The organism is Micromonospora sp. A3M-1-15, assembly GCF_024213425.1.
Taxonomy (GTDB): domain Bacteria; phylum Actinomycetota; class Actinomycetes; order Mycobacteriales; family Micromonosporaceae; genus Micromonospora; species Micromonospora chersina.
Genome location: NZ_JANAVK010000001.1, coordinates 949,610 through 963,499, shown reverse-complemented (window position 1 = coordinate 963,499; position 13,890 = coordinate 949,610). Strand labels below are relative to the sequence as shown.

The window sequence follows — 13,890 nt, the reverse complement described above, 5'->3', positions numbered from 1 at the left end:
CGCGGCAGGGCCGGTCTGAGGTCGCCGCTCTCGCGGCAAGGGCCGGTCTGATCTCCCGCCCGGCGGCATGGCCGGGATCACGCGACGTCGTCTTGCCTCGAACCGGACACCCGACGCTATGCTGGGCATGTTTTTGTACTGACCAGTCAGTCTAGAAGTCGGGATACAGCGCGATGAAGATCGTCGAGGCCAACGGACTCGGCCTGCGGACCCGCCGCGGCTGGGTCTACCGGGACGTCGACCTCAGCGCCGAGGCCGGCGAGCTGCACGCCGTCACCGGCCCGCCCGGCAGCGGGCGCACCTCGCTGCTCCTCGCCCTGGCCGGCCGCTTCCCACACAGCCACGGGGAGCTGCGCCGCCGGGGCCCGGCCGCGCTCGGGCAGGTCGCCGGGGTGCACGAGCCCGACCCCACCCTGACCGTGGCCGAGCACATCCAGGAACGGCTGCTGCTGCTCGGGCCGGTGCCGCGCCGCCGCCGGCAGCTCGTCCCGGTCGCCGCCGTGCGGGCCCGGCGGGCCTACCGCCGCGACGCCTTCGCCGCCGCCATCGCCGGAGCCGGCTTCACCGACGCCCCGCTCGACCCCGACCGGTACGGCCGCGACCTCACCCCCGTCGAGCGGCAGGTGCTCGGGCTCGTGCTGGCCAGCCTCAGCGGCCCGAACCTGATCGTCGCCGACGACGTGGACGCAGGCGCCGACGCCCCCGAGCGGGCGTGGATCTGGGCCGCCCTGTCCCGCCTCGCCGACCAGGGGTACGCCGTGGTCGCCAGCGCCCGCGCCGTCGAGCCGGGCGCGACCGCGATCACCCACCGGATCGGTGACCCGGCCCTGCCCGGCCCCGCCCTCGTCGCCCCCCGCGCCGCCGCGGAGGCGGACCTGACCCCCGAGGTGACCGCATGAGTGTCGTTCGACTCGCGCTGTTCGAGCTGCGCCGGATGACCCGGGGCCGGCTGCCGCGCGCCGCGCTCGCCGTCCTCACCGTCATCCCGCTGCTCTACGGCGCCCTCTACCTCTACGCCTTCTGGGACCCGTACGGGAACCTCGACCGGATCCCGGTCGCACTGGTCAACGCCGACCGCCCGGCGAAGGCGAGCGACGGCAGCGAGGTGCACGCCGGCAAGGACCTCACCGACGAACTGCTCGACCGGAAGGTCTTCGGCTGGACCGTGACCGACCAGGACGACGCCACCGAAGGGCTCCGCGACGGCCGCTACCACCTGGTCTTCTCCATCCCGGCGGACTTCTCCGCGACCCTGGCGGCCAGTCCCGAGCCGGACCGGCCGGCCCGCCGCGGCGAGCTGAAGGTGGTCAACGACGACGCCACCAACTACCTGTCCGGGCTGCTCGCCCGCTCCGCCTTCAGCGAGATCCGGGCCGCCGCCGCGGAGAGCACCGCCGCGTCGTACTTCGACAAGATGCTCATCGGCTTCACCGACGCCAAGGCCGAGACGGGCCGGGCCGCCGACGGCGCCGGGAAGATCCACGACGGGCTGGACACCTCCCAGCAGGGCGCCGGCCAGCTCGCCGACGGGCTGGGCACCGCCGAGGACGGCGCCGGGCAGCTCGCCGGCGGGCTCAACACCTCGGTGCAGGGCGCGACGAAGCTCGCCACCGGCCTGGACCAGCTCTACACCGGCGCGGCGCAGATCGCCGACGGCGCCAACCGGGCGGCCACCGAGACCCGAGCCGCCGCGAAGCAGGTCGACGCCGCGGCAAACAAGTACGAGCCGCTGCTCCGGAAGAACGCGGGCGACATCCAGCGGGCCGCCACCCTGGTCGCCGAGGGCGCGCAGGCGCTCGCTGACGGCCTCGACGCGCTGCCGGCCAGGGCCGACGAGGTGGTCGGCCAGGCGGAGAAGGTGCGCGACCGGCTCGACGCGCTGGTCGAGGAGCACCCGGAACTCGCCGACGACCCGAACCTGGTCGCCGCCCGCAAGGCCGCCGACCAGGCGGTCACCGCCGCCCGGGCCATGGTCGCCGCGCTGGACCGGACCGACCTCGCCGCGCTCAAGAAGCAGATGACCGAGGTGGCGAAGACCGCCCGCGAGGTGGCCGCCGCCGCGCCGCACCTGGCCGACGACGTCGCCTCGGCACGGGCCAAGGTCGACCAGCTGGCCAGCGGCCTCACCACCCTGGCCCAGGGCAGTGCCAAGCTGCGCGACGGGCTCGGTGACGCCGCGGACGGCGCCGACCAGCTCCGCGGCGGCCTCTACCGGCTCGCCACCGGAGCCCGGCAGCTCGACGGCGGCCTGGCCCAGCTCAGCAGCGGCAGCAACCGGCTCGCCGACGGGCTGACCAAACTGGAGGGCGGCGCCGGCGACCTCGCCGACGGCCTCGCCGCCGGGGAGAAGAAGCTGCCCGGGTACGACGACGCGGACAGCCGCTCCGACATCCTCGGCGACCCGGTGGGCCTGATCCGCCACTCCGACCACCCGGCCGGCTCGTACGGGGTGGGCTTCGCCCCGTACTTCCTGGCCCTGGCGCTCTGGGTGGGCGCGATGATCACGTACATGCTGCTGCGGCCGGTGAACCGGCGGCACGTGATGTCCGGCGCGCCCGGCTGGCGGGTCGTGCTCGCCGGCTGGCTGCCCGCCGCGGCGATCGGGCTGGCCCAGGTCGCGGTGCTCTACACGGTGGTCACCCTGGCCCTCGGCCTCGACCCGCGGCACGGGCCGGCCACCTTCGGGCTGCTCGCGCTCACCTCGCTGGCGTTCACCGCGATCATGCAGCTGCTCGGCGTGGCGCTCGGCCCGGCCGGCCGGCTCGCCGCGCTGGCCCTGCTCATGCTCCAGCTCACCTCCTCCGGCGGCACCTACCCGGTGCAGACCTCACCGGGCTTCTTCCAGGCCATCCACCCCTGGCTGCCCATGACGTACGTGGTGGGCGGCCTGCGGCACACCATCAACGGCGGGCCGGCCGGCCCGGTGGTCACCGGGGCGCTGGTGCTGCTCGCCTTCGGGGTGGGCGCCATGGCGCTCGCCGTCGGCGCGGCGCGCCGCTCCCGCCGGCTCACCCCGGCCAAGCTGCACCCCGAACTGACCATGTGAGGATGGGCGGGTGACGGACGGACGGACCCGCCGGCGGGAGGACACCCGGCAGCGCCTCTTCGTGGCGGCGGTGGAGCTCATCGCCGAGCAGGGCTTCTCGGCCACCACGGTGGACGACATCGCGGCCCGGGCCGGGGTGGCGAAGGGGACCGTCTACTACAACTTCGAGTCCAAGACGGTCCTCTTCGAGGAGTTGCTGCGGCACGGCATCGGCCTGCTCACCGCCGACTTCCGGGCCGCCGTCGACGGGCTGCCGCCGCGCGAGGCGCTGGCCGCGCTGGTCCGCGCCGAGCTGGAGTACATCCGCCGCTACCGGGCCTTCGCCCAGCTCCTGCTCTCCGAGATGTGGCGGACCAACCGGGAGTGGCAGCAGACCCTGCGGCTGCTGCGCGGCGAGGCCATCGAGGTGATCGCGGAGACCGTACGCGCCGGGGTGGCCAGCGGCGACCTCCCCGCCGACCTGGACGTGCGCACGGCCAGCTCGGCGCTGTTCGGCGTCGGGCTCGTGGTGGCCGTGGACTGGCTGGTCTTCCAGCCCGACCGGCCCATCGAGGACGTGCAGGAGGCGCTGCTCGGCATCGTCCGCCGGGTCGCCCAGACGTGACACCGGAGCGGTAAATCGTTTGAGTGGCCGGGGCCGGCCGGGTGAGGCTGGGGGCACCGCCCCCACCGACCCGAGTCCGGAGGACTGTCCATGCGCCTGCTCCGCGATCTCCGGGCCACCGCTCCGCGTCGGATGGCGGTCGTCCTGCTGCTGATCCTGCTCGGCGCCGGCGGCCAGGCCGCCGCCTCCGCGCTGGCCGGGCCGGTGCTCGTGCACCGCTCGGTCGGGTGGTTCACGGCGCTGGCCGTGGCGCTGGTCGCCGCCGTGGTCAGCGACCTGCTCATCGGCCTGCTGATGGCCGGCCTCACCGCCGACTGGTCCGCCGACGTCCGCCGCCGGCTCTGCCGGGTCGCGCTCGGGCAGGACCTGCCCACCCTGGAGACCACCCCGGTCGGCGAGCTGCTCGACCGGATCGACAACGACGTCTACCAGGTCGCCGCCGAGATGCGGAACACCGGCGTACGGCTCGTCCAGGGTGTCGCCGTCTGCCTGCTCGCCACGGTCAGCGCGCTTGTCGTCTGGTGGCCGGCCGGCGTCGGGATGATCCTGCTCACCGCGCTGCTCGGGGTGGCGCTGCGCGGTCCCACCGCCCGGATCGCCCCGGCCCGGATGGTCGAGGAGGAGGCCTGGTCCGACCTGGCCGCCGTCATGGAGGAGGCGGTGCACGGCCAGGACGACGTGCGCACCAGCCTGGCCCGCCCGTACGTGCTGCGCCTCTACGCCCGGCGGGCCGCCGAGGTGATCTCCCGGGGTGGGCGGGTGTTCCGGCTGTCCGCCCGGGTCACCGCGCTGGCCGCCGGCGGCGTCCGGGTCGGCATCGCCGCCGTCATCCTGGCCGGCGCGTGGGCGCTCGCCACCGGCCGGGTCGACGCCGCCCGGCTCACCGCGATCTGGCTGCTCGCCCTGGCCTTCGGCGCGACCGTCGAGCACATCGCCCGCTGGGTGCCGCACCTGCAACAGGCGCTCGGCGCCTGGGCGCGGGTGCAACTGCTCGCCGACTCCCGGCAGGAGCCGAGCGGCGGCGCCGCCCCGGTCGACGGGGACCTGACCGTCCGGGGGCTCACCTTCCGCTACCCCGCCACCGGCGAGGATCGCGGCCCGGCGCTGCGCGACGTCACGCTCACCTTCGCCCGCGGCCGGTCGTACGCCCTGGTCGGCCGGACCGGATCCGGCAAGTCCACGCTGGCCAAGGTGCTCACCCGGGCCGTGGACGTGCCGCCCGGCACCGTCCTGCTCGGCGACACCGACCTGGTCGACCTCGACGTCGAGGCGCTGCGCCGGTGGATCGCCGTGGTGCCCCAGCGCACCGAGATCCTCGCCGGCACCCTCGCCGAGAACGTCGCGCTCTTCGACCCCGACCTGCTCGACGACGCCACCCGGGCGCTGGAGGAGCTGGGGCTGGCCGGCTGGATCGCCGAGCTGCCCGACGGCGTGCACACCCGGCTCGGCGAGGGCGGGCACGTGCTCTCCGCCGGGCAGGAGCAACTCGTGGCGTTCGCCCGGATCCTGGTCCGCGACCCGCACGTGGTAGTCCTCGACGAGGCCACCGCCCGGCTCGACCCGGTCACCGAGAACCGGGTACGCCAGGCCACCGAACGGCTGCTCACCGACCGGATCGGCATCGTCATCGCGCACCGGCTCTCCTCGGTGCGCCGCTGCGACGAGGTCGTCGTGATGGCCGACGGCGCGGTGCTGGAGGCCGGCCCGCTGCGCGAGTCGGCCCGCTTCGCCGAACTGCTCGCCACCAGCCACGCCAACGCCTACGCGGGCGCCGGCGCCCGCCGCGGCGGGGTGGAGCTGCTGGACGGCCCGGACGGGTGGCCCGACGAACCGGCCGCACCGCCCGAGCCGTCGACCGTGCCGCGCCAGGTCGCGGTGCCGCGTACCGACCCGCCGCCGCTGCCCGCCCCACCGCCCGCGCGGACCCTGCGGGAGATCCTGCGGCTGGGCACCAACGACCCGCGGTACGGGCTGGTCTCCGTCTGCCTGTTCATCGTCATGACCCTGCTCGGGCTGGACGGCTCGGTGCTGCCGTGGCTCTGGGCCGAGGTGGTCGGCGGGGGAGACCCGTGGCTGCCGGCGCTGGGCATCGTCGCCGCGCTGCTGGTGGTGCTGCCGTTGCCGTACCTGACGAACCTGTGGTTCCCGCAGTGGTGGATCCGGCAGATGCTGCGGATCAGCGCGCGGCTGGTGCACGGGCAGACCGGGGCCCGCCGGGTCAGCGGGCACACCCCGGCCGAGGTGGTGGCCCAGGGCGGCGACACCGACCGGGTGGTGCAGCTCGCCGACAACCTGATGGACCAGTTCATCTCGCTGGCCATCGTGATCACCATGACCCTGGTGACCCGCAGCTTCGTACCCGCGCTGTTCTTCGTCGGGACCATGGTGGTCTCCGGGCTGGCGGCGACCCTGTTCGGCCCCCGGCTGGAGCGCACGGCCGCCGGCACCGTCAAGGCCCGCGCCGCCTTCGCCACCGCCCTGGTCTCCTCGCTCTCCGCCGCCCGTACGGTGAAGCTGGCCGGCGCCACCCGCCCGGTGCTGCACCACCTCGCGAAGCTCGACACCGTGCGCAGCGACCGGCAGCGCCGGGAGATCGCCATGCAGGTGTGGGCCCGATCGACCCCGTCGATCGCCAGCGGGCTGCTGCCGATCGGGGCCTGGGCGCTCTACCTGGCCGGTGGCCTCTCCGCCGGCGCCACCCTGGTCGCGGTGTCCACGCTCGGCGCGGCCCGCTGGTTCGCCTGGACCACCGCGTCGCTGGTCTCGCACTACCCGTCGGCCCGGGTGTGGACCCGGCGGACCGTGGCGATGACCGGGGAAGCCACCTACTCGGCCACGGTGCCCGGGCTGGACCTGGCCGCCGGCACCGCCCCGGCGCCCGAGCCCTCGCCCCGGCACCCGCTGCGCCGGCTGGAGCTGACCGGCTTCGGCGCGCTGCACTCCGACGGCACCCTCGCCGTCCGGGACGTCGACCTGACTGTCGAACGGGGACAGCTGGTGCTTGTGGTCGGGCCGGTCGGCGCGGGGAAGTCGTCGCTGCTGCGGGCCCTCGCCGGGATCGTGCACCACACCGGCACGCTGAGCTGGAACGGCGAGCCGGTCACCGAGCCGGAGCTGTTCCTGCGCCCCAACCAGGTCGGGTACGTGGGGCAGCTGCCCCGGGTGCTCTCCGGCACGGTGGCCGACAACATCGCGCTCGGGCACCAGGTGGACGCCGCGGGCGCGGTGTCGACCGCCCAACTGGACCACGACCTGGCGGCGGCCGGGGGCGGGCTCGGCCTGCTCATCGGGCACAAGGGCACCCGGCTGTCCGGCGGGCAGCTCCAGCGGCTGGCGCTGGCCCGGGCGCTCGCGCCGCGTACGGAGCTGCTGGTCGCCGACGACGTCTCGTCCGCGCTGGACGTGACGACGGAGCTGGCGCTCTGGGCCGCGTTGCGCGAGCACGGGGTGACCGTGGTCGGCTCGACCGCGAAGCGGGCCGCACTGGTCCGCGCGGACCACGTGGTGGTCCTGGTCGACGGCACGGTGACCGCCCAGGGCCCCTGGCACGACCTGGAGCCCCGCTGGGGCCACCTGGCCGGCTGACGCACCCCCGACCGACCTCGCCCCCCCTCCCCCCGGGTGATCATGAAGTTATTGCCGACAAATGGGACGCCTGGTGGCGACAACTTCATGATCACCGCGCGGGGCGGGCGGGGCGGGCGGCGGCGGTGGGCGGGTGGGGGGTGGGGGGTTAGAAGGCGCGGGTGTACTGGTCGGGCCAGGTGGGGGTGGGGGTCAGTTTGGCGGCGGCGCGGTGGGGCCAGTAGGGGTCGCGGAGGAGTTCCCGGCCCAGGAGGACCAGGTCCGCCTCGCCGCCGGCGACGATCTGCTCGGCCTGCTCGGGCTCGACGATGAGGCCGACGGCGCCGGTCAGCACGCCCGCGTCGCGGCGGATCCGGGCGGCCAGGGGCACCTGGTAGCCGGGCCCGATGGGGATGCCCGCCGCGGCCGAGGCGCCGCCGGAGGAGGCGTCCACCAGGTCCACGCCGGCCGCGGCCAGCTCGCCGGCGAGCACGACGCTGTCCTCGACGGTCCAGCCGCCGTCCACCCAGTCGGTGGCGGAGATGCGGGTGAGCACCGGCACCCCCTCACCGACCGCGGCGCGGACCGCGCGGGCCACCTCCAGGGTCAGCCGCATCCGGCCGGCCCGGTCGCCGCCGTAGCCGTCGGTCCGGTGGTTGGTGAGCGGGGAGAGGAACTCGTGCAGCAGGTAGCCGTGCGCGGCGTGGATCTCCACGGCGGCGAAGCCGGCGTCGAGGGCCCGGCGGGCGGCGGTGGCGAACGCCTCGACCACCCCGGAGATGCCCGCCTCGTCCAGCGCGGCCGGTGTGCGGTAGTCCGGCAGGAACGGCTCGGCGCCGGGGCCGACCGGGGTCCAGCCGCCCTCGGTGTCCGGCACGCCGCCCCGGTGCCCGGCCCACGGCCGGTACGTCGACGCCTTGAACCCGGCGTGCGCGAGCTGCACGGCCGGCACCGAACCCTGGGCGGCGATGAACGCGGTGATCGGCCGCCACGCCTCGACGTGCGCGTCGGACCAGAGCCCGGTGTCCTGCGGGCTGATCCGGCCCTCGGGCACCACGGCGGTCGCCTCGGTGATGATCAGTCCGGCGCCGCCGACCGCGCGGGAGCCGAGGTGGACGCGGTGCCAGTCGGTGGGCAGGCCGTCGGGGCCGGCGCTGTACTGGCACATCGGGGCGAGCGCCACCCGGTTGGGCAGGGTGACGCCGCGCAGGGTCAGCGGGGTGAACAGGGCACTCATGGGGTGATCCTCCAACGACGGAGGAGGGCCCCGGTCGGGGCCCTCCTCGATCAGCCAGGTCAGGCGGGGACGGGTGCGAGCCGTTCCGCGGGGCGGTCGGCCTCGTCCGGTTCGACCAGGTCGCGCTTGCCGGCCGAGTCGTACGCGGTGCGGTCGAGGGTGCCCTCGCGGGCGGCCACGACGGTCGGCACCAGGGCCTGGCCGGCCACGTTGGTGGCGGTGCGGATCATGTCCAGGATCGGGTCGATGGCCAGCAGCAGGCCGGCACCGGCCAGCGGCAGGCCCAGCGTGCTGAGGGTCAGCGTGAGCATGACGATCGCGCCGGTGAGGCCGGCCGTGGCGGCCGAGCCGACCACCGAGACGAAGGCGATCAGCAGGTAGTCGGTGACGCCCAGGTCCACCCCGAAGACCTGCGCCACGAAGATCGCGGCGAGGGCCGGGTAGATGGCGGCGCAGCCGTCCATCTTCGTGGTGGCGCCGAACGGCACGGCGAAGGAGGCGTACTCGCGGGGGACGCCGAGGCGCTCGACCGAGCGCTGGGTCACCGGCATGGTGCCCACCGAGGAGCGGGACACGAAGGCCAGCTCGATGGCGGGCCAGGCGCCGGCGAAGAAGCGCACCGGGTTGAGCCGGCCGGCGGCGACGAGCACCAGCGGGTAGACCACGAACAGCACGATGGCGCAGCCGACGTAGACGGCGGTGGTGAACTTGGCGAGCGGGGCCAGCAGGTCCCAGCCGTACGAGGCGACGGCGTTGCCGATCAGGCCGAGGGTGCCGATGGGGGCGAGCCGGATGACCCACCAGAGCGCCTTCTGCACGATGGCCAGCACCGAGCGGTTGAGGGTCACGAACGGCTCGGCGGCCTCGCCGATGAGCAGCGCGGCGGCGCCGACCACCAGGGCGAGGAAGACGATCTGGAGGACGTTGCCCTCGACGAACGCGCCGACCGGGTTGGTCGGCACGATGCCGGTGAGGAAGTCGGTCCAGGAGCCGGTCTTCTTCGGCGCGGCGGCGCCGGCCACGTCGAGGGTGACGCCCTTACCCGGGTTGGTGAGCAGGCCGAGGCCGATGCCGATGCTCACCGCGATCAGCGCGGTGATGCCGAACCAGAGCAGCGTCTTGAGGGCCAGCCGGGCGGCGTTGGCCACGCCGCGCAGGCTGACCACGCTGACCACGATGGCGGTGAAGACCAGCGGCGGCACGGCCAGCTTGAGCAGCTGGACGAAGAGGCCGCCGACGGTGTCGAGGGTGCTGGTCAGCCAGGCGAGGTCGTTGGCGCGGGCGAGGAAGCCGAGCGCCACGCCGAGGACGAGGCCGAGCAGGATCTGCACGGAGAAGGGGAACTTGCGCAGGGCGGAAGCCATGGGGATCTGTCCAAGGTCTGGGTGGGGTGAACGGGGCAGCGTCAGGAGAGCGGCTGCGCCGGACAGATGCCGCTGGCCTGCCGTCGGAGGTCGACGTACAGGCGCACGGTGAGGTGCCAGACGTTGGTCATCGCCTGTCGACGCTACTCCCGGCCGGCTCCCAGGTGGAAGGAGCGATAGGCGTGACGCTCCTTACAGGGGCGATCCGCGCCGTTCGTCACGATCGACGGTGCGCCAGACCCAGCACCGCGGCGGTGACCAGCCCCCACCCGGCGGCCACCGCGAGCAGCAGCCGCTCCAGCACCCCGACGAGGCCGCCCCGCCCGACCAGCAGCATGGCCAGCCCGACCGCCCCGGCCAGCGGCAGCGCCAGGGCCGCGCCCACCCCGGCGACGCGGCGCAGCGCCCGGCCCGCCGCCGGATGCAGCACCAGCGCCAGCATGGCGAAGACCACCGCGGCGGTGGCCGCGATGCTCGCGCCACCGTGCACCAGGTCGGCCACCGTGGCGGCCTCGAACGGCGGCAGCGGGCAGCCGGTGGAGCAGGCCACCGCCCCGGAGAGCGCCGTGCCGGCGGCGCCGGCCAGCAGGAGCGCGGCCGCGGCCCGCAGCGCCGGGGGCAGCGCCGCGGCGAGCAGCAGCAGCGCCGCCGCCAGGGCGAACACCCCGATCCGGTACGCCCCGGCGTACCCGCTGTCGGTGACGCCGGCCTCGCTGACGTACCCGGTCAGGCCCGGACCGGGACCGGCGGCCACGGCGACCGTCGCGGCGACCGCCCCGGCCACGACGCAGCCGGCGGCGGCGGACGCGGCGGCGGCCCGGAGGACGTCGGCGTCAGCCACGCCCGTGCGGCGTGGTCCAGCCGGACAGGTCCGGACCGAGCGGCACGATCCGGGTCGGGTTGATCATCTCGTGCGTGGCGTAGTAGTGCCGCTTGATGTGGTCGAAGTCCACCGTCCCGCCGAAGCCCGGGGTCTGGAACAGGTCCCGGGCGTACGCCCAGAGCACCGGCATCTCGGTGAGCTTCTGCCGGTTGCACTTGAAGTGCCCGTGGTACGCCACGTCGAAGCGGACCAGCGTGGTGAAGAGCCGCACGTCGGCCTCGGTGATCCGCTCGCCCATCAGGTAGCGCCGCCCGGCCAGCCGCTCCGACAGCGCGTCCAGCCGGGCGAACAGCGCCGTGTACGCCTCGTCGTAGGCCTCCTGAGAGGTGGCGAAGCCGCACCGGTAGACGCCGTTGTTGACGTCCCGGTGGATCTCCGCCATCAGCGCGTCCAGCTCCGGCCGCAGCTCGACCGGGTAGAGGTCCGGCGCGCCCGGCTTGTGGAACCGCCGCCACTCGGTGGAGAAGTCGAGGGTGAGCTGCGGGTAGTCGTTGGTGACCACCCGGCCGGTCAGTGTGTCGACCAGCGCCGGCACGGTCACCCGGCCGGTGTAGTCGGGGTCGGTGGCCAGGTACGCGTCGCTGAGGTACCCGATGCCGAGCACCGGGTCGAAGCCGTCCTGGTCGAGGCTGAACCGCCAGCCCCGCTCGTCCCGGATCGGGTCGACCGTGCCGAGCGAGATCACCTCGTCGAGGCCGAGCAGGCCGCGCACGATCCGGGCCCGGTGCGCCCACGGACAGGCCCGGCACCAGATCAGCCGGTAGCGGCCCGCCTCCAGCGGCCAGCGGCCCTGGTCGTCGGGGCCGCCGCCCTCGGGCGAGGTGGAGTGCGGGGTGACCCGACCGGTGAACCGGTTGGGCTGGCGGACGAACGCGCCGCCGCCGGCGTTCTCTGCGCTGAACTGGGCCCGGGCCATGCGGCCAACCTATCCGTTCGAGGCGCGGATATCCTGGCGCCGGGCGTCCCCGTGACCCGGCGGGCGACCCGCCACCCCCGCCCACCCCCGAAGGACTGAGCGCCGATGACCGTCGCATACCTCGTGGCCGGTGTCCGCACCCCGATCGGCCGGTACGCCGGCGCCCTCGCCGGGGTCCGCCCCGACGACCTGGCCGCGCACGTGATCCGCGAGCTGGTCGCCCGCCACCCCTCGGTGGACTGGGCCCGCACCGACGACGTGATCCTGGGCTGCGCCAACCAGGCCGGCGAGGACAACCGCAACGTGGCCCGGATGGCGGCGCTGCTCGGCGGGCTGCCGGAGGAGGTGCCGGGCAGCACGGTCAACCGGCTCTGCGGCTCCGGCCTGGACGCCCTCGCCACGGCCGCCCGCGCGATCGTGGCCGGGGAGGCCGACCTGCTGGTCGCCGGCGGTGTGGAGAGCATGAGCCGGGCGCCCTTCGTGATGCCGAAGGCCACGGCCGCGTTCGCCCGCTCCGCGGAGGTGTACGACACCACCATCGGCTGGCGGCTCGTGAACCCGCTCATGAAGAAGGGCTGGGGCATCGACTCGATGCCCGAGACGGCGGAGAACGTCGCCGCGGACTTCGGCGTCGACCGCGCCACGCAGGACGAGTTCGCGTTCCGCTCGCAGCAGCGCGCCGCCAAGGCGCAGGCCGACGGCCGGCTGGCCGAGGAGATCGTGCCGGTGACCGTGCCGGCCGGCAAGCGGGAGACGAAGCTGGTCGAGGCCGACGAGCACCCCCGGGAGACGTCCCTGGAGAAGCTCGCCGCCCTGCCCACCCCGTTCCGCGAGGGCGGCACGGTGACCGCCGGCAACTCCTCCGGCGTCAACGACGGCGCGGTGGCCCTGCTGGTCGCCTCCGCGGCGGCCGTCGAGCGGTACGGTCTCACCCCGCTGGCCCGGGTGACCGGGTCGGCGGCGGCCGGCGTGCCGCCGCGGATCATGGGCATCGGCCCGGTCCCGGCCACCCGCAAGCTGCTCGACCGGCAGGGCCTCGGCCTGGCCGACGTCGACGTGATCGAGCTGAACGAGGCGTTCGCCGCCCAGTCGGTGGCGGTGCTGCGCGAGTTGGGGCTGCCCGAGGACGCCGAGCACGTCAACCCGAACGGCGGGGCCATCGCGCTGGGCCACCCGCTCGGCGCCAGCGGCGCCCGGCTGGCCCTCACCGCGGCGCTGGAGCTGCGCCGGCGGGGTGGGCGGCGTGCCCTGGCGACCATGTGCATCGGCGTCGGGCAGGGCATCTCGCTGCTGCTGGAGTCGGCCGGCTGACGCCGGGCGGGTCGGCACCGTCGACAGTGGATCTCCCGTTCGTGGGTGTGCGCGCATAGAGTGGTGTGGACCACACCATGCCGCGGGTCGGCCCGGTCGCCGGGCGCCCGCGTACCGCGGCGACGACCTGGGGGACCGAGCGATGCAGACGCCGGACGGACTTCCCGCCGAGATCGACCTGAGCCGGCCGAGCGCGGCCCGGGTCTACGACTACTTCCTCGGCGGCGCGCACAACTTCGAGATCGACCGGCAGCTCGCCGAGCAGATCGCCGCCATGACGCCGAACCTGGCGGCCACCATGCGCTCCGGGCGGGAGTTCCTGCGCCGGGCCGTCCGGGTGCTGCTCGACGCCGGCATCGACCAGTTCCTCGACATCGGCTCGGGGATTCCCACCGTCGGCAATGTGCACGAGGTCGCCCAGGCGGCCAACCCGGAGGCCCGGATCGTGTACGTCGACATCGACCCGGTCGCCGTGGCGCACAGCCGGGAACTGCTCGCCGGCAACGACCGGGCCACCGCGATCCTGGCCGACCTGCGGGAGCCGAAACTGATCCAGGACCAGGCCCGGGCCAGCGGCCTGATCGACTTCGACCGCCCGGTCGGCATCCTGCTCGCCGGGGTGGTGCACTTCATCCCCGACGAGGACCGGCCGGGCGACATCCTGGCGACCCTGCGGGCCGCCGCGGCGCCCGGCAGCTTCCTCGTCATCTCGCACTCGACCTTCGAGGACCAGCCGCAGGAGATGCTCGACGCGCAGCGGCTGTCGGCGCGCACCGCCACCGAGATCACGCTGCGCTCGCGGGCCGAGATCACCGGCTACTTCGGCGACTGGACGGTCCTCGAACCGGGGGTCGTGCACATGCCGCTCTGGCGGCCCGACTCGCCGTCGGACGTGGACGAGCACCCTGAGCGGTTCGGGGCGTTCGGCGGCGTCGCCCGGCACGACCACACCGCCGGCTGAGCCG

Annotated in this window: 9 protein-coding genes and 1 pseudogene; 6 read left to right on the top strand and 4 right to left on the bottom strand. The window is 74.9% G+C overall.

Translation table 11 applies throughout. The features are described 5' to 3' along the window. The first annotated feature begins 173 nt into the window (after positions 1-173). From NLX85_RS04320 to NLX85_RS04305, 4 genes are all read left to right on the top strand, one after another. Positions 174-899, top strand: a complete 726-nt coding sequence (locus NLX85_RS04320; RefSeq protein ID WP_254331736.1) for an ATP-binding cassette domain-containing protein — start codon at positions 174-176, stop codon at positions 897-899. After that, positions 896-3,046 carry a YhgE/Pip family protein gene (locus NLX85_RS04315; RefSeq protein WP_254331735.1) on the top strand — a complete coding sequence of 717 codons (2,151 nt, stop codon included), beginning with the start codon at positions 896-898 and terminating at the stop codon, positions 3,044-3,046. The genes NLX85_RS04320 and NLX85_RS04315 overlap by 4 nt, the downstream gene beginning before the upstream one ends. A 10-nt stretch (positions 3,047-3,056) precedes the next feature. After that, the gene (locus tag NLX85_RS04310) at positions 3,057-3,650 is read left to right on the top strand and encodes a TetR/AcrR family transcriptional regulator (RefSeq protein WP_091312296.1); all 594 of its coding nucleotides are present in this window, start codon (positions 3,057-3,059) and stop codon (positions 3,648-3,650) included. A gap of 90 nt (positions 3,651-3,740) precedes the next feature. Continuing rightward, positions 3,741-7,235: an ABC transporter ATP-binding protein gene (locus tag NLX85_RS04305; protein WP_254331734.1), complete on the top strand. Its 3,495-nt coding sequence runs from the start codon at positions 3,741-3,743 to the stop codon at positions 7,233-7,235. A gap of 148 nt (positions 7,236-7,383) precedes the next feature. On the opposite strand, the gene NLX85_RS04300 is transcribed toward NLX85_RS04305, so the two are convergent. The 4 genes and pseudogenes from NLX85_RS04300 to NLX85_RS04285 all read right to left on the bottom strand — a co-directional run bounded on the left by NLX85_RS04300 (position 7,384) and on the right by NLX85_RS04285 (position 11,614). Beyond that, entirely contained in the window at positions 7,384-8,451 is a 1,068-nt protein-coding gene (locus NLX85_RS04300) for an NADH:flavin oxidoreductase/NADH oxidase (protein ID WP_254331733.1), read from the bottom strand. A gap of 59 nt (positions 8,452-8,510) precedes the next feature. Then, positions 8,511-9,803 (bottom strand): dicarboxylate/amino acid:cation symporter, encoded by a 1,293-nt coding sequence (locus NLX85_RS04295; RefSeq protein WP_254333627.1) that lies wholly within the window; start codon positions 9,801-9,803, stop codon positions 8,511-8,513. A gap of 229 nt (positions 9,804-10,032) precedes the next feature. Further along, entirely contained in the window at positions 10,033-10,599 is a 567-nt protein-coding gene (locus tag NLX85_RS04290) for a DUF998 domain-containing protein (RefSeq protein ID WP_374628053.1), read from the bottom strand. Beyond that, positions 10,542-11,614: pseudogene (locus tag NLX85_RS04285) on the bottom strand (glutathione S-transferase family protein). Before NLX85_RS04285 ends, NLX85_RS04290 begins: the two are co-directional and overlap by 58 nt. Before the next feature lie 105 nt (positions 11,615-11,719). On the opposite strand from NLX85_RS04285, the gene pcaF reads away from it, so the two are divergent. Next, entirely contained in the window at positions 11,720-12,925 is a 1,206-nt protein-coding gene (gene pcaF / locus NLX85_RS04280; protein ID WP_254331730.1) for a 3-oxoadipyl-CoA thiolase, read from the top strand. Positions 12,926-13,067: 142 nt separating this feature from the next. Beyond that, a complete protein-coding gene (locus tag NLX85_RS04275; protein ID WP_254331729.1) occupies positions 13,068-13,886 on the top strand; it encodes an SAM-dependent methyltransferase in 819 nt (272 codons plus the stop codon). Positions 13,887-13,890: the final 4 nt, after the last annotated feature.

Excerpts from the sequence above, each read along its gene's own strand:
- pcaF (WP_254331730.1), top strand. The coding sequence starts at position 11,720 with ATGACCGTCGCATACCTCGTGGCCGGTGTCCGCACCCCGATCGGCCGG.
- NLX85_RS04320 (WP_254331736.1), top strand. The coding sequence starts at position 174 with ATGAAGATCGTCGAGGCCAACGGACTCGGCCTGCGGACCCGCCGCGGC.
- NLX85_RS04300 (WP_254331733.1), bottom strand. The coding sequence starts at position 8,451 with ATGAGTGCCCTGTTCACCCCGCTGACCCTGCGCGGCGTCACCCTGCCC.
- NLX85_RS04305 (WP_254331734.1), top strand. The coding sequence starts at position 3,741 with ATGCGCCTGCTCCGCGATCTCCGGGCCACCGCTCCGCGTCGGATGGCG.
- NLX85_RS04315 (WP_254331735.1), top strand. The coding sequence starts at position 896 with ATGAGTGTCGTTCGACTCGCGCTGTTCGAGCTGCGCCGGATGACCCGG.
- NLX85_RS04275 (WP_254331729.1), top strand. The coding sequence starts at position 13,068 with ATGCAGACGCCGGACGGACTTCCCGCCGAGATCGACCTGAGCCGGCCG.